We start from the raw sequence: 19355 nt of genomic DNA, 5'->3' as shown, positions 1-19355 counted from the left end.
CGATAACAAACAACACAGATAACACATATTCCATCTAGTATTACGGAAACCCCAGTTTTAAGGAGATATAACATGGCTTTTAATTTGAAGAACCTCGTCGCCGTCGCCGGCCTGGCATCAGCATTGGTACTGACCGGTTGTGGCGAGAAGGACGCAGTGGTTGATAACAGCAAAATTAAAATTGGGGTGATGGCAGGCGCTGAAGAGCAAGTGGCTGAAGTAGCAGCAAAAGAAGCCAAGGAAAAATACGGCCTGGATGTTGAGCTGATCACCTTCACCGATTACGTATCGCCGAATGCGGCGCTGGAAGAAGGCTCGATCGATGCCAATGCCTTCCAGCACAAACCATACCTTGATCAGCAAATTGCCGACCGTGGCTACAAGTTTGCCGTTGCCGGTAACACTTTTGTTTACCCGATTGCCGGTTACTCAAGCAAAATCGAATCTATCGATGAGCTAAAAGACGGCGACCAGATTGCAGTACCGAATGATCCAACCAACCTTGGCCGCTCTCTGCTTCTCCTTCAGCAGCAAGGCCTGCTAAAACTGAAAGATGGCGTTGGCCTAACCGCGACCGTATTGGATATCGTGGAAAATCCGAGCAACCTGAAAATTGTTGAACTGGAAGCGGCCCAGCTTCCTCGTTCTCTGGACGATGTCCAGCTGGCCATCATCAATACCACATACGCAAGCAGCATCAACCTAACACCAGAGCGTGATGGTGTGTTCGTGGAAGACAAAGAGTCACCATACGTGAACCTGATTGTTGCCCGTGAAGACAACGTTGACGCAGAAAACGTGCAGACCTTCATCAAGGCTTACCAGTCAGACGTGGTGTACGAAGCGGCGAAAGAGATCTTCCAGGGTGGCGTAGTTAAAGGCTGGTAATTTCCCCTTACCTGATCCCACCTCAGCAATTCCCGCCCCGGCCACCATGCCGGGGCTTTTTTTGCCCCCGCCATAATGCTATGTTCTGCGCCATTACCCATAACACATTGCTCACCTGAACTGCCATGTCATATCAGATTGAACCTATCGGCATTGTCCGCTCCCCTTACAAAGAAAAGTTTGCCGTCCCGCGCCAGCCGGGATTGGTTCCGAGTGCTCGCTCTGAAATCGTCCTTCAAGGTGAGGCCAATGCCCTAGAAGCTGTTCGCGGGCTGGAGCAATTCAGCCATCTGTGGCTCCTCTTCCTGTTCGACCAGAACCTCGAGGCAGGATGGCGCCCCACCGTCCGCCCTCCCCGCCTCGGCGGCAACGAGCGTATTGGGGTGTTTGCCAGCCGGGCAACCTTCCGTCCTAATGGCATCGGTATGTCGGCGGTGGAATTGATCGGTGTGCGCCAGCAAGGCAGTGATGTCATTATCGAGCTTGGCGGTGTTGATTTGGTCGACGGTACCCCGATTGTCGATATCAAGCCTTACATCCCCTATTCCGATAGTCTGCCTCAAGCCCATGGCGGCTTTGCCGACGGCGAGCCGGCAACCCTGCCAGTGGTATTCACCGAACAGGCCGAGAGCCAGTTCAAAGGCAAGCAGCTCGCTCGCCAGAGGGCGGTGATTGAAGAGGTCTTGGCGCAAGACCCTCGCCCGGCCTATAAAAAAGGCAAAGCCGATACCAAGGAATATGCCGTCCACCTGTTCGACTACAATGTTAAATTCACCGTTATCAACGGCGTGGTGACCGTTACGGCACTGGATAAACCGATAGCCAAATAACGCTGGAGGCTTTATTTAGGGGCAATTTCCCCGCTGCGGCTACCCAATCCCTTTGGCTAACGGCCAATTGGCTGGTAGTATATGCGGTTACCGCCTACATAGGTGGCTGGGGCCTGTTCCCCACATTCCTTATTTTCATCTAAACAAACGGATACCATCAATGCGTACCAGTAACTATCTTCTTTCTACTCTGAAGGAGACTCCAAATGACGCAGAAGTTGTTAGCCACCAGCTAATGCTTCGTGCAGGTATGATCCGTAAGCTGGCTTCAGGTCTTTACACCTGGCTGCCTACTGGTCTGCGTGTTTTACGTAAGGTCGAGAACATTGTTCGCGAAGAAATCAACAATGCAGGTGCTGTTGAGACTTTGATGCCCGTGGTTCAGCCGTTCGAACTATGGGAAGAGACAGGTCGCTCTGAAAAGATGGGCGCTGAGCTACTTCGCTTTACTGACCGCCATGATCGTCCGTTTGTACTTAGCCCGACAGCTGAAGAAGTGATCACTAGCCTTGTGCGTAACGAAGTGAGCTCTTACAAGCAGCTGCCGTTAAACCTGTACCAAATCCAGACCAAATTCCGTGACGAACGCCGCCCTCGCTTTGGTGTAATGCGTGCACGTGAATTCTGCATGATGGATGCGTACAGCTTTGACATTGACAAAGAAGGCCTAAAGCAGTCTTACGAAGCTATGCATGAAGCATACTGCAAGGCGTTTGACCGTATGGGCCTTGACTACCGTCCAGTACTGGCCGATACCGGTGCAATCGGTGGTAGCGGTTCTCACGAGTTCCACGTTTTGGCAGAGAGCGGTGAAGACTTGATCGCTTTCTCTACCGAGTCTGATTACGCAGCAAACATCGAAAAAGCAGAAGCACTGGCTCCTGCAACTGAGCTGGCGGCACCAACCCAAGAAATGACGCTGGTTGACACGCCAAACGCGAAAACTATCGCTGAGCTTGTTGAGCAGTTCGAGCTGCCAATCGAGAAAACGGTCAAAACACTGTTCGTCAAAGCCTCTGACGAAATCGACGCAGATCTTGTTGCCCTGATCATCCGTGGCGATCACGAGCTGAACGAAGTTAAGGCCGAAAACCTTAAAGAAGTTGCTTCTCCGCTTGAGATGGCAACCGAAGAAGAGATCCGTGCCCTGATCGGTGCCGGCCCAGGCTCACTAGGCCCTGTAGGCCTGAAACTGCCGTTCATCGTTGACCGCTCTGTGGCGGTAATGAGCGACTTCGGCGCTGGTGCTAACGTTGACGACAAGCACTACTTCGGTATCAACTGGGGTCGTGATGTTGAGCTTGGCAAGGTAGAAGATCTACGCAACGTGGTTGAAGGTGACCCAAGCCCATGCGGTCAGGGTACTATCCAGCTTAAGCGCGGTATCGAAGTCGGCCACATCTTCCAGCTGGGTACGAACTACTCAGAGAAGATGAACTGTGGCGTACTGGGCCCTGACGGCAAGAACGTTATCCTAGAAATGGGTTGTTACGGCATCGGTGTATCCCGTGTGGTTGCTTCTGCTATCGAGCAGAACAACGATGAAAACGGCATCATCTGGCCTGACGCGATCGCTCCGTTCCAGGTATCTATCGTACCGATGAACATGGCGAAGTCAGCTGAAGTGAAGGAAGCGGCTGAGAAGCTGTACGCTGATCTGACGGCTGCTGGTATCGAAGTCCTATTCGACGACCGTAAAGAGCGCCCAGGTGTGATGTTTGCCGACCACGAGCTGATCGGTATCCCGCACACTATCGTGATCGGTAACCGCAGCCTGGAAAACGGCGAGATGGAATACAAAGACCGTCGTGCCGGCACCAAAGAAGGTGTTGCTGTGGCCGATATCGTTGAGTTCATTAAGCAGAAACTGGCTTAATCTCTACACGATGCACGTTCCTCAAGCCTCCCATGCGGAGGCTTTTTTTTAACTGTGACCCAACGGCTTACCTCATTATTACCAAGCTATATTCCATCAGGTACGAAAATGGGGATATAGTTATAGGTAGAAAAAGAAAAAAGGTGCGCTATGGGCAAGGAAACGCCACGGATCAGCCTGCTCCTCACCGGAGGGGGGGCAAGGGCTGCCTACCAGGTTGGGGTCCTCAAGGCCATTTCCGAATGGTATCCACGGGTTCACCACAGCCCGTTCAGTATTTACTGCGGTACGTCGGCAGGGGCTATCAACGCCACTTCAATCGCCTGTTACGCCTCTTGCTTTCGCCTCGGTGTCAAAAAGCTGGAGTGGATCTGGTCACGCCTGCACAGCCGGCGCATATTTGCGACGACGCCTCGGGGCATGAGTGGTTACCTGGCCAGCCAGTGGTTTGCCCGCCTCCAGGCCCACCATCATGAACGCCCCCCCTTTGGCTTGCTCAACAACCGCCCCTTGCGCCAACTGCTCAACCAGGTCAACAACTACTCCCGGCTGGAAAAGCAGATTACTGCCGGCAATCTCCACGGCATTTCCATCACCGCCTCCAGCTACAAAAGCGGTCATTCCGTCAGTTTTTTCCAAGGCCAATCAGACATCAACGAGTGGGACCGGGCCAAGTCGAAGGGGCGACGCTCACTGATCACCACCGATCACCTGCTGGCCTCTTCCGCCATTCCCTTGGTGTTTCCCGCGACCCGTATTGGCCAAGCCTACTATGGGGATGGCTCCATCCACCAATTGGCTCCGCTACGCCCTTCGCTTAAAATGGGGGCTGATAAAATACTGATCATCGATCTCATCAACCAAAAGCTCGACAGTCCCGATCACACCCGGGCGCCAGGACTGGCAGCACTGGGTGGCCACCTGATGGATACGATATTCAGTGACACCCTAACCGCCGATTTGGAAAACCTCTCCCGGATCAATGCGCTGATCGACAGTATGCCGACCATCCAAGAAAAGCAGAAACTGAGGAAAATCGAGCCCTTCCACCTATCACCTAGCCGGTCTTTTGAGCACCTTGCCCGCAAGTACTACTGCCACCTCCCCCCCATGACCCGGGGGTTAATGCAGTTAATAGGCATCAGCCCCAAGGATGATGCTGCAATCACCAGCTATATTCTGTTTGAACCCGCCTACATCCACGCCCTGATCAAGATGGGGTATGAAGACACCCAGGAAAAAGAAGCCCTTCTTCGCAGTTTCTTAATTAAATCAGGTAATTAATAATATAAACTCGGTTTGGGTATTGAAATGGCTTAATAATTGCCTATAGTAAGTTCCCTATTAATTTTTTGACACCTGTATGGAACCACTCCACTGGAATGACAAGCTGGCCGATAGCCAATATGCAAAACCAAGGACCAAACCCCTTGGGGCTGATCAGCGCCTGCTGTTGCTACAAAAACTCCAGGGCAAGTTGGATACCAACCTGTTGTTTGACATTTTCATCCGGGAAGTTGAAAAACAGATAGATATCAGTAGGTTAATATGGCACTCGGATGATGCAACTACCCTCGTCCGCCAAGGTACCAATACTCAATTCCGGCAAACGTTCATCCTTCGTTTCAATAAGCAGGAGTTGGGCAAGCTGCAATACCATACCCCTTATGCCCTCGACAAAGACGAGGTCAACCTGCTTCATACCTATCACCGCCTATTTGCCGGGCCGCTAGCCTGTGCACTTGAGTACCGCCGAGTCAAAAATATGGCGCTGCGGGATTACCTCTCCGGCCTTGGCAACCGTAACAGTTTCGAGCAAGATATTAGCCATGCCATTGCTATGAGTGAAAGACGCAATATCGGCTTGGTATTGACCATGTTCGACCTCGACAACTTCAAACAGGTCAATGATCGGTTTGGCCACCCCGACGGTGACAAAGTGATCCGTCATTTCGCGCTGCTTTTGAAAAAATCAGTCCGGGCAACAGACCGCTGTTATCGCATTGGTGGTGATGAGTTCGCGGTCCTGCTCCAACCCGCGACCGACGCAGCAGCCCTTCATGTGATCCGCCGGCTCGATGCCTTGATGGCGGACGATGCGACCCTGCGAACCCTGAAAATCGGCTGCTCCAGCGGCTTTAGTGTCTACCAGAAGGGCGATACCAATATCACCTTGGTTGACCGCGCTGATCGCCACCTATACAAACAAAAGCGTACCCGCTAAATCCCCTCTGCCGTCACCTGCCAGTCTTTGGTATAGTAAGCCTTTCCAGCATCGGGGGACTGCCATCAGCGATATTAAAGCATGTTTTCGCCAGCCCGCTATGGCTAGTTGGCTGCCGAAATCACTGTTTATGAAGGACAAAAGTATGAAAGTTTACGAGTGCTGCGAGCAAGTACGCATGATCTACGCGCAGATCGGCGGCGGTGAGCTGGGCTATATTCCCAATGCGATTCACTGCGCCGTCAAAGCACTAAATGACATCGCAGCCAACGACGCGCTGCCAGAGGAAGTCCGCGAGCGCGCAGCCTTTGCGGCCGCCAACCTGCTGATGAGCGACCACGAGGACGCGTAATGGATTTGAACAAATACGAGACCATGGATCCTGTCATGCTGATGAGCATCGTCAACATGAAGCTCCGTGATGAGTTCGGTGATCTGGATGCCCTGGTCAAATACTACGATATCGACAAAGACAAACTGGTTGCCAGGCTGGCAGCTGCCGGTTTTGACTACCTGCCGGAAACCAAGCAATTTAGATAAGCAAGCTCAGAGCCGTAAAGCTATGAGCTATAAATGAGCAATCAGCCCGCGATGAACAAAAAACGGAAGCCAAGGCTTCCGTTTTTTTATGCATTCAAGACGAAATGCTCACCCTAGCGTTAGCCTAGCCTTTGAAGACAGGCAGCATATTTGCCATAGCCAGTAGGTGGAAGGCTGCGGTCAGCACCCCGAATGCAATGACCACATAAATTGTTGCATTGCCGCCCGGAACCACAAAACCTTCTTGCTCCGGTGCGCGTTGACGCAGTGTTTTTGCCAACGTCGCCGGGATGATACAGGTCCAAATCGTCGCAGCCGCACCGGCTAAGCCAATCGCCGCGACAAAACCAAACGGCGCCACTAACGAGAACACCAATGGCGGCACAAATGTCACGCCCCAAGTTTTTAGTCGCCCTTGCTTGTCATCCGCAAAACCAAATAGATCAGCCAGGTAATCGAACACCCCTAACCCAACACCAATAAATGATGAGACAATCGCGGCAATAGAAAAGATATGCAAGGCTTGTTTAATGCTGTTTGAGTCAATGGCTGATGTCAGTGCCGACATCAGGGCATCCACACCGCCACCAGCGATCACAACCGGGCCAAAGTCATGGCGTGGTAGGTTACCAAAAATACAGATCACCCAGCCTAGATAGAATGTCAGGGCAATCAGAGTACCGCCAAGGATGGCTTTTTTGGCACGATGCTCATCCTGATAGTAATCACGCATTGTACTCACAGAATGGTGGTAACCAAATGAAGTTAGCGCGACCGGCAGTAGGGCTAAGGCATAGGCCGAATAAGAGCTTTCCCCTTCGCCTTGTGCAAATAGGACTGGCACACTGATATTCGCAGCCAGCCCGGAAACCCCCAGTACAAAGCTAATGATCATGAACAGGATCAGTACAATGGAGATACGGTCCACAGCACGGGTCGAGTGCAGAACAAAGGCCGAGCATAGCGCAACAAACAATACCGAAGCCAGCTCGCGCGTAACCCCCAACATTTCACTGAAAATCATACCGGACGATGAAATATACGCGTAAAGCAGAATGCCACCCACGAAATACAGCGACAAGTTATTGATAAAATTAACCTTTTTACTCAAGATGTCTTTGGCGACAGTATTGAACGACGCTTTGAGCTCATAATGCTTGAGGGCTTCCAGCAGCAACCAGCCTGAAATCGTCATCATGATCATAGTGAAAGAAATGGCTATCACGCTCCATAACGTCCACGCACCCGCACCTGCACTTGGTAACCCAAGCATGCCGGCCCCAACACAGACACTGGCGATAATACACGCGCCTCCAAGGGTGGATGGTTTACTCATAATGACTCCTAGACAATCCCATTGCATCAGCGTGCTAGTACAATAATGTGTTCTAACATTTAACGCAACAGCAGAGTAATCACTTGGGCAAAAGATAACCAAGCAGGTGGAAATATTGGTTTACAGCATTCATTCATTAAAAATCGCCCAGCCCCTTTGCAAGAAAAGGGCTGGGCGACCGTGGTTAACTGTTGTACTAGGTAACCGGAGGGATCAACCGGCTACTGATGACGCAGGGATCATTTCATTTGAGAAAAATACGCCGCGACATTGGCAATATCGTTGTCACTAAGCATAGAAGCCTGCGGCTGCATCACCATGGCCATGCCGCCGTTACGCTCTTTGTTTTTGTATGCCTTCAGCGAACTGACCAGATACTGCTCATTCTGCCCTTTGAGATTTGGGTAACCAGGAATCATCGCTACGCCGTCAGCCCCGTGACAGGCTGCACACACTGCAGCTTTAGCCTTTCCGGCGACCGGATCGCCCGCAGCCATCGCTGGACTTGCCATTACGGCCGCTAACATTACACAAGCTAATACTTTCTTCATCAGGTCCTCATTATTATCTCTGTTATCCATTCCCCCTTCCGGGGTGACGCTGGCACGACAACACACTCAGCAATTTAAATTGTGCCTTTTTTCAACAATAAATACCAAACTAAGTATTGATATTGTGCGCTTATTCCTGCTCGTAGTGCCAATTCAGATCACAATCCTTGCCTGCAAAGGCTTCGACAACAAACAATCCAGCCACCGCCGCCAGCGACTCGCCATAGAAAAGCAAAGGCGTCCGCCGCCGCTGCCAGCTCGGTACCCCGTACTCCTGGAACAGCTTCTTCAGCTTGCGCTTGCCGACCCGGCCAACCGGCTGGACCTCCAGCCCTGCGGGCTCAAAGCGCACCGACAGCGGCTCGTCCGGCCGCGGACGGCGCAGCTGCCCATGCCCTGACTCCGCAAGCACCAACGAGCCCAATGACGCAGGCAACAGACTCACTTCGTTTAGCCGCAACGGAACCACATCGCCGGAGACAGCCGGCCATGGCCGGACAACATACAAACGGCTGCGAAACCTGCGCACTTCCACTTCGCCCCAGCCCACCTTAGGATTGGCATCCGGCTTGGCCAACACGACCGAATACCATATCTGATCGAGCTGGGCCTGCGACGGCATTTTCACGCCGACAGCAGCAAGCCAATAGCGCAGCAGCGCCTTAGCCCGCCGCTCGCTCCCCGGCTTGTCCGGACACAGGCAGGCGATATCCAAACTCTGATCGGCCGAGATGGCCCGGCAGAGCTGCTCTTCCAACAACTCCTGTAACAGGGCCTCCTGCTCGGCACACAACGCTGCACTGCGGGCAACGGCTTTGCGGATCCCCGGCCAACGGGCATTCAACAGCGGGGTGATTTGATGGCGAAGGAAATTGCGGTCATAGCGCTCGTCGCGGTTGCTCTCGTCCTCCACCCACGCAAGGCAGTGTTGGTGGGCGTACTGCTCAATGGCAGCCCGCGGCTGGTCAAGCAGCGGGCGGAGATGCCAGCCAGACGCGAAAGCCGTCCACTGCGGCATGGCGGATAACCCAGCCGGCCCACTGCCCCTTTTCAGGGCCAGCAGCACGGTTTCCAGTTGGTCGTCGGCATGCTGGGCCGTCAATAGGATATCGCCGGGCTGGATATGGGCGCGCAAGGCCGCATAACGGGCCTCCCTGGCCTGCTGTTCGACACTTGTCCGCTTGCCCAAAGCCAGAGAAACCCTTTCAACCACCAAGTCGATACCCGTCTCTTTGGCCCACCCGGCACAGAGCTCTACCCAGTGATCGGCATTGGTACTCAGGCCGTGATGAACATGGACGGCTTTGCAGGATGCCGCTGGGTTACGTTCTAAATAGCGCCCCATCAAATGCAGCAGCACCCGCGAGTCCATGCCGCCACTGAGGGCAAGAACGAAACGGGCTGATTTGTCCGTCAGGGTTGCAAGGTTGGCTTCTAGGTTGGCATAAAGCATTGAGCGACATCCGAATTAACACACAGCAAAAGTATACCTTCTCAGCCCCGGCAAAGGTAAATCCATAATAAAAAACGGGCCAGCCCAAGGGCTGACCCGTTATTTTCTAAACTTCCTTGCGCACTGGCAAGCTCAGCACCTTAACAGTAACCGTAGCTCATCAGGCGCTGGTAGCGGCGCTCAAGCAGGGTTTCGGTATCAAGCTGGTCAAGCTCTTCCAATGTTGCCAGGATTTGCTTTTTCAATGATGCCGACATCTCGACAACATTGCGATGCGCGCCGCCCAGCGGCTCTTCGATGATGTTGTCAATAAGCTCAAGCTCCTTAAGGCGCTCAGCGGTCATGCCCATCGCTTCGGCCGCCTGAGGCGCTTTGTCAGAGTCGCGCCACAGGATAGAGGCGCAACCTTCAGGCGAGATCACCGAGTAGGTTGAGTACTGCAGCATGTTCACGCAGTCACCCACACCGATCGCCAGCGCGCCACCGGAACCACCTTCACCCACCACATTACAGATCACCGGTACGGTAAGACCGGCCATCTCTTTGAGGTTGGTCGCAATCGCTTCGGACTGGCCGCGCTCTTCCGCACCGACACCAGGGTATGCACCCGCGGTGTCAATGAAGGTCACGATAGGCATTTTAAAACGCTCCGCCATTTTCATCAGGCGAAGGGCCTTACGGTACCCTTCCGGCTTTGGCATACCGAAGTTACGCAGCACTTTCTCTTTGGTCTCGCGGCCTTTCTGGTGACCGATCACCATCACAGGGCGGCCATCAAGGCGGGCAATGCCCCCCACAAGGGCTTTGTCATCGGCAAACGCACGGTCACCTGCCAGCTCGTCGAACTCGGTAAACATATTCTCGACATAGTCGAACGTGTATGGACGCTGTGGGTGACGCGCCAACTGAGCCACTTGCCAAGCGCCTAGATCACCGAAGATTTTCTTGGTCAGCTCTAGGCTCTTCTTTTCCAGTTGCTCAATTTCTTTATCCAAATCAACCGATTTAGACTCATCACGACGCGAAACGTCACGCAGTGCTTCGATTTTTGCTTCTAGTTCAGCAATCGGTTGTTCAAACTCAAGGAAGTTCAGGCTCATACCATTTCAGTCCTTTTGCTCATAATTATGGGAATCTATAACAGATAACTATGGGCTATTTTAATTAAACTCAAGCTCAACCTGCTTATCACCCAGCAAAATTTTGAGATCAGAGATTAGTTGATCTGCCGGGGTAACACGCCACTCTGTTCCCAGAGTCAATTTGGCGCGGGCATTCGAGCGCTGATAGTACACGTTGACAGGTACGGTACCTGCACGGTGCGGTTCCAGCACTTTGCTGAAACGTTCAAAAAACTGTTCATCAATTTGCCTCTCGGTTAACGAGATAGCAAGACCGCGTAGGTGCTTTTCTCTCGCATCTGCGATGTCTAGCACTTCCCGGGCCGACATTTTAAGGCCGCCGTTGAAATCATCAAAGCTGACCTGTCCGGAAACGACCAAAATTCTATCTTTTTCAATCAATTCCAAGTGGCGTTCCAAAGCCTCTGAGAACAGCATCACTTCCATCCGGCCACTACGGTCGTCAAGGGTCAAGATACCAATCCGGGTGCCGCGCTTGGTGGTCATTACCCGAGCACCAATCACCAGCCCGGCGACAGTGACGACTTTGTCCCGCCCGGTCGGGTGGGCATCCTTGAGGCGCCAGGTGGTGTAGTGCTTGAGCTCCTTCACATAGGCATTGATCGGGTGACCCGTCAGGTATAGCCCCAACGTCTCGCGCTCGCCTTCCAGCCACACTTTGTCCGGCCATTCCGGAATATTGGCATAGGCGTGCTCCACCTCTTCCGGTGCCGCCGTCAACACCCCGAACATGTCGGTCTGGCCAAAGGCTTCAGCCTGGTGGTGCTGGCTCGCGGCACGGATAGCATCATCCAGCGTCGCCATCATGGCAGCACGGTTCGGCCCCAGTCGGTCCATCGCACCGGATTTGATCAGCTTCTCCAGTACCCGCTTGTTCACCTTCTTGGTATCAATTCGGGCACAAAAATCAAACAGATCCTTGAAGTGGCCGCCCTTTTCACGCGCGGCAATGATATTTTCGATCGGGCCTTCACCGACCCCTTTCACCGCCCCGATACCGTAGACGATGGCTCCATTGTCATCGACGTTGAAACGGTACAGGCCCTTGTTGACATCCGGTGGCAGCAGCTCAAGCTTCATCCGGTGGCACTCGTCCACCAGGCCAACGATCTTGTCGGTATTATCCATATCGGCAGTCATTACCGCTGCCATGAATTCCGCCGGGTAGTGTGCTTTGAGCCACAGGGTCTGGTAGGAAACCAGTGCATAGGCCGCGGAGTGGGACTTGTTGAAGCCATAGCCGGCGAACTTCTCTACCAGGTCGAAGATCTTCATCGCCAGCTCGCCGTCGACGCCGTTATTCACCGCCCCTTCTTCAAAGGTGGCGCGCTGCTTGGCCATCTCCTCCGGCTTTTTCTTACCCATCGCACGGCGAAGCATATCCGCCCCACCCAGGGTATAGCCAGAAAGGACCTGGGCGATCTGCATCACCTGCTCCTGGTAGAGGATGATGCCGTAGGTCGGCTCCAGGATCGGTTTCAGGCTCTCGTGCTGCCAAGTGGCATCCGGATAGGAGACTTCCTCGCGGCCGTGCTTACGGTCGATGAAGTTATCTACCATGCCCGATTGCAACGGACCCGGACGGAACAGGGCCACCAGTGCGATCATATCTTCGAAGCAGTCCGGCTGTAGACGCTTGATCAGATCTTTCATCCCGCGCGATTCGAGCTGGAATACCGCGGTGGATTCCGAGCGCTGCAGCATGGCAAACGACTTGGCATCGTCCATCGGGATCGCCGCGATATTGACCGGCTCCTTGCCCTGCTTTTCAAGGCGCGGGTTGATCATCCCCAACGCCCAGTCGATGATGGTCAGGGTACGCAAGCCCAAGAAGTCGAACTTAACCAGACCGGCGGTTTCCACGTCATTCTTGTCGAACTGGGTAACCGGGTTGCTCCCTTCGGCATCACAGTACAGCGGGGCAAAATCGGTAATCGTGGTTGGTGAAATTACAACCCCACCGGCGTGTTTACCGGCATTTCGTGTCACCCCCTCAAGGATGCGACACATGTCGATCAGATCTTTGACTTCCTCATCAGCCTCATACACCTGCGGCAGCTGCGGCTCGGCTTCGAAGGCCTTGGCCAGGGTCATGCCCGGCTCGGCAGGAACCAGCTTGGAAATACGATCAACAAAGCCGTATGGGTGACCCAATACCCTGCCTACGTCACGGATCACCGCCTTTGCCGCCATGGTACCGAAAGTGATGATCTGGGATACCGCATCCCGGCCATACATCTCGGCCACGTGATCAATCACCTGATCACGCTTGTCCATACAGAAGTCGATATCGAAATCGGGCATCGAGACACGTTCCGGGTTAAGGAAACGTTCGAACAGCAAGTCGAATTCCAGCGGGTCGAGATCGGTAATATCGAGCGCATAAGCCACCAAAGAGCCCGCACCGGAACCACGGCCCGGTCCAACCGGTACCCCGTTGTCCTTCGACCACTGGATAAACTCCATTACGATCAGGAAGTAACCCGGGAAACCCATCTGGTTGATAACCTTCAGCTCGATATCGAGGCGCTCGTCGTACTCAGGACGGCGTTCGGCGCGCTCTTTTTCGTCCGGGAACAGGAACGCCAAACGACGCTCGAGACCTTCTTTCGACTCCTTGATCAGGAAGTCCTCGATGGTCATCTCCCCGGTCGGGAAATTCGGCAGGAAATACTCACCCAGGCGGACGGTCACATTGCAGCGCTTGGCGATCTCGACACTGTTTTCCAGCGCTTCAGGGATATCGGCAAACAGCTCGCACATCTCTTCTTCGCTGCGCAAGTACTGCTGTTCGCTGTAAAGCTTCGGTCGGCTCGGATCGGCCAGGGTATAGCCGTCATGGATAGCCACGCGAATTTCGTGGGCATCGAACTGATCCGGCGTCAGGAAGCGGACATCGTTGGTCGCCACGACCGGCAACTCTGCCTGCTCGGCCAGCTCAATGGCAAAATGCAGATAAGCGTCTTCATCAGCACGGCCGGTACGTACCAGCTCGAGATAATAGGCATCCGGGAAATGTGTTTGGTAGAACTCGACGCACTTGTCCACCAGCTGCTGGTTACCCTTGAGCAGCGCCTTGCCGACATCGCCGCTCTTGCCGCCCGATAGCAGGATCAAGCCCTTCTTGTGCTCCACCAGCCACTCTTTGTCCATCACCGGCAGGTGCTGGACATGGCCGCGCTGGTAGGCTTTGGAAATCAGCATGGTCAGGTTCTGGTAGCCATCGTTGTCGGCAGCCAGCACCGTCAAGTCACACAGCTCCTCACCCATCTCGTCGGACATAACCTTAAAGTCCGCCCCGATAATCGGCTTCATGCCAGCACCGTGGGCGGCAAAGTAGAATTTCACCAAGCCACACAGGTTGGTAAAGTCCGTCAGTGCCATTGCGGGCATGCCCATACCGGCCACGGCTTTCACCAGTGGTGGTACTTTGGACAAGCCGTCTACCATAGAAAAGTCACTGTGGACACGGAGATGAATAAAACGAGGTTCAGCCATGACTAACCAGAATAGAGTTGTTCAAAAAACAAGATGGAGATTATAGCCCAAAGCACCATGGCTGTTGACTCTAATCACCATCTTTTAACGCCTCGGATTTTAGAGGGATGCAAAAATCCGCGGGTTGGCAGGATTATGACCGCCTTCAGTCCAGGCCAAGGATCCGCTTGACCGGTTTGAAGCTTTTGCGGTGCTGCTCGATAGCACCATGTTCGGCCAGCGCTTCGAAGTGCGCCTTGGTCGGATAGCCCTTGTGCTTAGCAAAGCCATATTGCGGATATTCGGCATCCAAGGCTTCCATCTCGCGGTCGCGGGTCACTTTCGCCAGGATAGAAGCGGCACTGATCTCGGCCACCCGCAAGTCACCTTTCACCACAGCCTGCGCGGCCATCGGCAGCTCAGGAATACGGTTACCGTCCACCAGCACAAAGTCAGGTTGGACCGACAGCCCGGCAACCGCACGCTGCATCGCCACCATGGTCGCCTGCAGGATGTTGAGCTGGTCGATCTCTTCCGGCTCGCAGCGGCCCAGTGACCAAGCCAGTGCCTTCTCTTTGATTTCATCAAACAGCAGGTTGCGCTTCTTCTCGGTCAGTTTCTTCGAGTCCGTCAGCCCCTCGATAGGGTTGGCCGGATCCAAAATTACCGCAGCGGTCACCACCGCGCCGACCAACGGGCCGCGGCCCACTTCATCGACACCGGCAATACAGCTTGCTACCGGATACTCAAACGGTTCTAGTTCTTTGCTCATGTTAGTTATCAATCAGTTGTAATACCGCCTCTGCAGCCTTCTGATCCGCATTACACTTGATCAGCTGGTGCAAACGACTAAATTCAGCCATCAGCTCGGTGTTGTCGGCCTCGAGGAAACGGTTCACCTCAGCAGCCAGCTTTTCCGGGGTGCAGTCATCCTGCAGCAGCTCCGGTACCAGCTCGCGGTCGGCAAGGATATTGGCCAGTGACACATACTTGGTCTTAAGCATCTTCTTGGCCAGCCATGCTGTCAGCGGCTTGACCTTGTAACCTACCACCATCGGCCTTTTGACCAGCATACACTCCAGGGCCACCGTACCAGAGGCCAGCAATACTGCGTCAGCGGCAATCATGACATTGCGCGCAGTATCATCGACCAGCACGAAGTCAAGCTCAGGTGCGGTGTCGCGCCATGCCTGTTCAAACTGGGCCCGGCGCTTCTGGTTAACCAAGGCGACAACAAAACCGAGATCCGGGTGCTGCGCCTTGAGTTGCTTGCAGGTTTCAATAAACGGTGGCGCCAGCAGCTCCATTTCCCCGCCGCGGCTACCCGGCAAGACCGCCAGCCAGCGTTTGTGCTGCTCAAGCCCCAGCAACTGTCGCGCTGCAGCCTGATCGGTTTCCATCGGGATCGCATCCGCCATAGTATGACCGATAAACTCACACGGTACGTTGAACTTGTCGTAGAAGGCTTTCTCGAACGGCAGGAAGGCCAGTACCAGATTGGTCGCCGCTTCGATTTTGAAGATCCGCTTCTGGCGCCACGCCCATACTGACGGGCTGACGTAATGCACGGTTTTGATCCCGGCATCTTTGAGGTTGCGCTCGAGGCGAAGGTTGAAGTCCGGCGCATCGATACCGACAAAGACATCCGGCGGATTATCGGTGAAGTACTTGACCAGCTCGGCCTTGACCTTGAACAGCCGAGGCAGGCGACCGAGCACTTCGACAATGCCCATCACCGCCAGCTCTTCCATATCAAACAGCGTCTGGCAGCCTTCGGCCTGCATCCGCGGGCCGGCGATACCGACAAACTCGGCATCCGGATAGCGCTCGCGTACCGCCTTCATAAAGCCGGCGCCTAAAATATCGCCGGAGATTTCCCCGGCGACAATTCCTATTCGAAGTGGCTTCGTCATCTTAACGAATAATTCCGCGTTCGGTGTTGTTCAGTGCATCCAGGAACAAGCCAACAGACGGCCACTCTTCGGCCATCTCTGCCAGTACCGGCTTCACTTCTTCCATGGTTTTGCCTGAACGGTAAATTTCCTTGTAGGCGCGACGCAAAGCATGCAACTCTTTCTTCTCGAAACCGTTGCGCTGCAAGCCGACCAGGTTCAGGCCGTACGGTGTGGCGTGGTTACCCTGCGCCAACACATATGGCGGCACATCCTGGACCACTGCCGAGCAGCCGCCGACATAGCTGTAGGCCCCGACGGTACAGAATGGGTGGATCGCAGACAGCGCCATCACACCAGCATGGTCGGCAACGGTGACGTGGCCACCCAGAATAGAGTTATTACCGATATGGGTGTGGTTGCCAACCACGACATCATGGGCAATGTGGGCATTGACGCACAGCAGGTTATCGTTGCCGACAATGGTCACGCCTTTGTCCTGAATGGTGCCGCGGTGGATCTGAACGCTTTCGCGGATCACGTTACGGTCGCCAATCTCCAGCCGGGTCGGCTCACCGTTGTACTTCTTGTCCTGGCACTCTTCGCCGACAATCGCATACGGGAAGATACGGTTATCATTACCGATCTTGGTCGGGCCCTTGATCACGACATGCGACATGATCTCGTTGCCGTCACCGATTTCGACATCTTTGCCGATGTAGGTGAACGGGCCGACCGTAACATTGGCGCCAATCTTAACGCCGTTTTCAATCACCGCCGATGGGTGAATCTGCGCAGTTTCGTGGATCATTAAAACTCTCGTCTTGCACATTTGAGCTCAGCAGAACATACCACTTCGCCATCAACTTTCGCTACACCATTAAACATAGCAATACCGCGGCGCTCTTTGAGGAATTCGACCTCGATAACCAGCTGGTCACCCGGTACAACCGGTTTACGGAATTTACCGTTATCAACGCTGGCAAAGTAATACAGTTCGTTTTCTGCCGGCGCACCAAAGGTTTTGAATGCCAGCAAGCCGGTAGCCTGCGCCATGGCTTCAAGGATCATCACGCCCGGGAAGACCGGCATTTTAGGGAAGTGGCCCGTGAACTGAGGTTCGTTAACCGACACATTCTTGATACCGGTCAGGGTCTTGCCTTCTTCGTAGTGGGTTACACGGTCGATCATCAAAAACGGGTAACGGTGCGGAAGAAGCTCTTGAATCTCTGTGATATTCAGCGTTTTATTTTCGCTAGTCAAAACTGAATTCCTGTCTAAAAAAGTAAAAATACGGTGTGCTAGAAAAGCAAAGCGACCCGCCTAGCAGGCCACTGAAGTCGTCATGGGCAAGGCCTTATTCGCCTTTCTCTGCCATCTGCTTTTCAACGGCTTTAAGACGCTTGTTCATCTCGTCAATTTTCATGGTACGAGCTGCAGTCTTACGCCACTCTTTGTTTGGCTGAAGCGGGATACCGGAAGAGTACATCCCCTTCTCTTCAATACTGCGCATCACCATACCCATACCGGTAATGGTAACGCCATCGGCAATCTCGATATGGCCGTTAAGCACAGAGGCACCACCAATAATGCAGTATTTGCCGATTTTGGTGCTGCCGGCCACAATGGTACCACCGGCCATGGCCGTACCATATCCGATCTGCACATTGTGGGCGATTTGCATCTGGTTATCGATAATCACGTTATCTTCGATGATGGTATCGTCAAGGGCACCACGGTCAATGGTAGTACATGCACCGATTTCTACCCGGTTGCCGATACGGACACTGCCCAGCTGCGGGATCTTCACCCACTCGCCTTTGTCGTTGGCATAGCCGAAGCCATCGGCACCAATTACGGTGCTTGACTGTACCAAGCACTGCTCGCCCAGTACCACGTTGTGGTACACCGTCACGTTGGCCCATAGCTTGGTACCCGCGCCGATTTGGGCATTCTTACCGATAAAGCAGCCTGCACCAATTTGGGCATTGTCACCAATGCGAGCACCGGCTTCAATCACTGCGTTATGGCCGATCGAGACGTTCTCGCCGAGCTCCGCGGTAGGATCCACATAGGCCGACGGCGCAATATCCGATGCTGAAGCCGGTGTGGTATCCAGCAGTTGGGCGACTTTGGCGTAACCCAGGTAAGGATCAGCCATCAGCAGGGCATTACCTTCGAACCCCTCGGCATCCGCCGCTTTGAGCATCACGGCAGAAGCCTGGCATTCTGCCAGTTGCTTGCGGTACTTACTGCTCGACAGGAAGGTGATCTGGCCTTCGCCAGCCGTTGCCATTCCCGCAATAGATTCGATAACTACAGTGCCATCACCATGAAGTTCAGCACCCAGCTTAGCTGCTATATCAGCAAGAGTCATTCCAGCCATTCGATACCTTTTATTTTCTAATTCTGTGTTGGCATACCTAATACCAACCGGTAATTCTATCTTGCCGTAACAAGCAGACACCTATGATCAAAGTGCCTATGTTGACGCAGAATATCATTCCACTTGGTAAGACCAGTATGCAGTTGGGCCTTCCGCCCCAAATAAAACAAGTCGAAAGCATGAAGTTTACCAAAGTATCCCCCATCCTTTCGACTTATACGTAAGTTTTCTGAGACGTTAAGGCAAGCTTACTTAACGGCTGCAATCACTTTAGAAGACAGATCGTCTTTCGGGTTAGCATAAAGAACCGCATTGGCATCCACCACAAGATCGTAGCCCTCGCGCTTGGCAACATCTTGAATAGCCAGGCGGATCTTCTGTACCAACTTCTGCTCTTCCTCAGCACCACGGCGACGCTGATCTTCCTGCAGGGCCTGCGCCTTCAGTTTGTAATCAGATTCCAGTGACTGCATTTCACGCTGCAGCTTGGTCTTCTCGCTCGAGCTCATCAGCTCGCCGTCGCGCTTGATTTTGTCAACCTTGGTCTTCATGCGACCTTCAATGCCGCGTAGCTCATCGATGCGATCTTTAAACTCATTGCGCAGCTTTTCAGACACATTGTAGCGCTGTGCCAACTGGGCCATGGCTTGGCCGGTGGCAACATAGCCCACTTTCTGTGCGGCTTCTGCTGCCTGGGCATAAAATGACGACGATAGGATCACCAGGCTAAGGCCAGCCGCTTTCATCCACTGTTTCAAAG

At 53.7% G+C, this 19355-nt stretch carries 18 protein-coding genes; 7 read left to right on the top strand and 11 right to left on the bottom strand.

All coding sequences use genetic code 11. The features are described from left to right. The first annotated feature begins 72 nt into the window (after positions 1–72). The 7 genes from PTW35_RS03240 to PTW35_RS03210 all read left to right on the top strand — a co-directional run bounded on the left by PTW35_RS03240 (position 73) and on the right by PTW35_RS03210 (position 6358). Positions 73–888 (top strand): MetQ/NlpA family lipoprotein, encoded by an 816-nt coding sequence (locus PTW35_RS03240; protein ID WP_281026514.1) that lies wholly within the window; start codon positions 73–75, stop codon positions 886–888. 125 nt (positions 889–1013) lie between these two features. Then, complete coding sequence (gene tsaA / locus PTW35_RS03235; RefSeq protein ID WP_281026513.1) at positions 1014–1718, top strand: tRNA (N6-threonylcarbamoyladenosine(37)-N6)-methyltransferase TrmO; 705 nt, start codon at positions 1014–1016, stop codon at positions 1716–1718. Between the two features lie 160 nt (positions 1719–1878). Beyond that, positions 1879–3594 (top strand): proline--tRNA ligase, encoded by a 1716-nt coding sequence (locus PTW35_RS03230; RefSeq protein ID WP_281026512.1) that lies wholly within the window; start codon positions 1879–1881, stop codon positions 3592–3594. Positions 3595–3744: 150 nt separating this feature from the next. Further along, complete coding sequence (locus tag PTW35_RS03225; RefSeq protein WP_281026511.1) at positions 3745–4878, top strand: patatin-like phospholipase family protein; 1134 nt, start codon at positions 3745–3747, stop codon at positions 4876–4878. A 79-nt stretch (positions 4879–4957) separates the two neighbouring features. After that, on the top strand, positions 4958–5818 hold the full coding sequence (locus PTW35_RS03220) for a GGDEF domain-containing protein (protein WP_281026510.1): 861 nt from the start codon (positions 4958–4960) through the stop codon (positions 5816–5818). A 145-nt stretch (positions 5819–5963) separates the two neighbouring features. Then, positions 5964–6170: a YaeP family protein gene (locus PTW35_RS03215; protein ID WP_281026509.1), complete on the top strand. Its 207-nt coding sequence runs from the start codon at positions 5964–5966 to the stop codon at positions 6168–6170. Next, on the top strand, positions 6170–6358 hold the full coding sequence (locus PTW35_RS03210; protein ID WP_281026508.1) for a DUF4250 domain-containing protein: 189 nt from the start codon (positions 6170–6172) through the stop codon (positions 6356–6358). The genes PTW35_RS03215 and PTW35_RS03210 overlap by 1 nt, the downstream gene beginning before the upstream one ends. 124 nt (positions 6359–6482) lie before the next feature. Here the strand turns inward: PTW35_RS03210 and PTW35_RS03205 are convergent, their stop codons facing one another. From PTW35_RS03205 to PTW35_RS03155, 11 genes are all read right to left on the bottom strand, one after another. Next, the gene (locus PTW35_RS03205; RefSeq protein ID WP_281026507.1) at positions 6483–7694 is read right to left on the bottom strand and encodes an aromatic amino acid transporter; all 1212 of its coding nucleotides are present in this window, start codon (positions 7692–7694) and stop codon (positions 6483–6485) included. A 239-nt stretch (positions 7695–7933) separates the two neighbouring features. Next, positions 7934–8245 (bottom strand): c-type cytochrome, encoded by a 312-nt coding sequence (locus PTW35_RS03200; protein WP_281027425.1) that lies wholly within the window; start codon positions 8243–8245, stop codon positions 7934–7936. Between the two features lie 130 nt (positions 8246–8375). Continuing rightward, on the bottom strand, positions 8376–9698 hold the full coding sequence (gene tilS, locus PTW35_RS03195) for a tRNA lysidine(34) synthetase TilS (protein ID WP_281026506.1): 1323 nt from the start codon (positions 9696–9698) through the stop codon (positions 8376–8378). Between the two features lie 140 nt (positions 9699–9838). Further along, positions 9839–10798 (bottom strand): acetyl-CoA carboxylase carboxyl transferase subunit alpha, encoded by a 960-nt coding sequence (gene accA, locus PTW35_RS03190; protein WP_044622600.1) that lies wholly within the window; start codon positions 10796–10798, stop codon positions 9839–9841. Positions 10799–10858: 60 nt separating this feature from the next. Then, a complete protein-coding gene (dnaE, locus tag PTW35_RS03185; protein WP_281026505.1) occupies positions 10859–14338 on the bottom strand; it encodes a DNA polymerase III subunit alpha in 3480 nt (1159 codons plus the stop codon). Positions 14339–14483: 145 nt separating this feature from the next. Further along, entirely contained in the window at positions 14484–15089 is a 606-nt protein-coding gene (gene rnhB / locus PTW35_RS03180) for a ribonuclease HII (RefSeq protein ID WP_044622598.1), read from the bottom strand. A gap of 1 nt (position 15090) precedes the next feature. Further along, a complete protein-coding gene (lpxB, locus tag PTW35_RS03175; protein ID WP_281026504.1) occupies positions 15091–16230 on the bottom strand; it encodes a lipid-A-disaccharide synthase in 1140 nt (379 codons plus the stop codon). Position 16231: 1 nt separating this feature from the next. Beyond that, on the bottom strand, positions 16232–17020 hold the full coding sequence (gene lpxA, locus PTW35_RS03170) for an acyl-ACP--UDP-N-acetylglucosamine O-acyltransferase (RefSeq protein ID WP_281026503.1): 789 nt from the start codon (positions 17018–17020) through the stop codon (positions 16232–16234). Beyond that, the gene (fabZ, locus tag PTW35_RS03165) at positions 17020–17472 is read right to left on the bottom strand and encodes a 3-hydroxyacyl-ACP dehydratase FabZ (protein ID WP_039458239.1); all 453 of its coding nucleotides are present in this window, start codon (positions 17470–17472) and stop codon (positions 17020–17022) included. Before fabZ ends, lpxA begins: the two co-directional genes overlap by 1 nt. Before the next feature lie 94 nt (positions 17473–17566). Beyond that, positions 17567–18595, bottom strand: a complete 1029-nt coding sequence (gene lpxD / locus PTW35_RS03160; protein ID WP_281026502.1) for a UDP-3-O-(3-hydroxymyristoyl)glucosamine N-acyltransferase — start codon at positions 18593–18595, stop codon at positions 17567–17569. A 248-nt stretch (positions 18596–18843) separates the two neighbouring features. Beyond that, complete coding sequence (locus PTW35_RS03155; RefSeq protein WP_039458245.1) at positions 18844–19353, bottom strand: OmpH family outer membrane protein; 510 nt, start codon at positions 19351–19353, stop codon at positions 18844–18846. Between the last annotated feature and the right edge of the window lie 2 nt (positions 19354–19355).

The sequence above is a fragment of the Photobacterium sp. DA100 genome (assembly GCF_029223585.1).
In the GTDB taxonomy this organism is placed as follows: Bacteria; Pseudomonadota; Gammaproteobacteria; order Enterobacterales; family Vibrionaceae; genus Photobacterium.
Note: the sequence above shows the minus strand (reverse complement) of the source record. Positions and strands in the feature narration are given on the sequence as shown.

Excerpts from the sequence above, each read along its gene's own strand:
- PTW35_RS03240 (WP_281026514.1), top strand. The coding sequence starts at position 73 with ATGGCTTTTAATTTGAAGAACCTCGTCGCCGTCGCCGGCCTGGCATCA.
- tsaA (WP_281026513.1), top strand. The coding sequence starts at position 1,014 with ATGTCATATCAGATTGAACCTATCGGCATTGTCCGCTCCCCTTACAAA.
- PTW35_RS03230 (WP_281026512.1), top strand. The coding sequence starts at position 1,879 with ATGCGTACCAGTAACTATCTTCTTTCTACTCTGAAGGAGACTCCAAAT.
- PTW35_RS03225 (WP_281026511.1), top strand. The coding sequence starts at position 3,745 with ATGGGCAAGGAAACGCCACGGATCAGCCTGCTCCTCACCGGAGGGGGG.
- PTW35_RS03220 (WP_281026510.1), top strand. The coding sequence starts at position 4,958 with ATGGAACCACTCCACTGGAATGACAAGCTGGCCGATAGCCAATATGCA.
- PTW35_RS03215 (WP_281026509.1), top strand. The coding sequence starts at position 5,964 with ATGAAAGTTTACGAGTGCTGCGAGCAAGTACGCATGATCTACGCGCAG.
- PTW35_RS03210 (WP_281026508.1), top strand. The coding sequence starts at position 6,170 with ATGGATTTGAACAAATACGAGACCATGGATCCTGTCATGCTGATGAGC.
- PTW35_RS03205 (WP_281026507.1), bottom strand. The coding sequence starts at position 7,694 with ATGAGTAAACCATCCACCCTTGGAGGCGCGTGTATTATCGCCAGTGTC.
- PTW35_RS03200 (WP_281027425.1), bottom strand. The coding sequence starts at position 8,245 with ATGAAGAAAGTATTAGCTTGTGTAATGTTAGCGGCCGTAATGGCAAGT.
- tilS (WP_281026506.1), bottom strand. The coding sequence starts at position 9,698 with ATGCTTTATGCCAACCTAGAAGCCAACCTTGCAACCCTGACGGACAAA.
- accA (WP_044622600.1), bottom strand. The coding sequence starts at position 10,798 with ATGAGCCTGAACTTCCTTGAGTTTGAACAACCGATTGCTGAACTAGAA.
- dnaE (WP_281026505.1), bottom strand. The coding sequence starts at position 14,338 with ATGGCTGAACCTCGTTTTATTCATCTCCGTGTCCACAGTGACTTTTCT.
- rnhB (WP_044622598.1), bottom strand. The coding sequence starts at position 15,089 with ATGAGCAAAGAACTAGAACCGTTTGAGTATCCGGTAGCAAGCTGTATT.
- lpxB (WP_281026504.1), bottom strand. The coding sequence starts at position 16,230 with ATGACGAAGCCACTTCGAATAGGAATTGTCGCCGGGGAAATCTCCGGC.
- lpxA (WP_281026503.1), bottom strand. The coding sequence starts at position 17,020 with ATGATCCACGAAACTGCGCAGATTCACCCATCGGCGGTGATTGAAAAC.
- lpxD (WP_281026502.1), bottom strand. The coding sequence starts at position 18,595 with ATGGCTGGAATGACTCTTGCTGATATAGCAGCTAAGCTGGGTGCTGAA.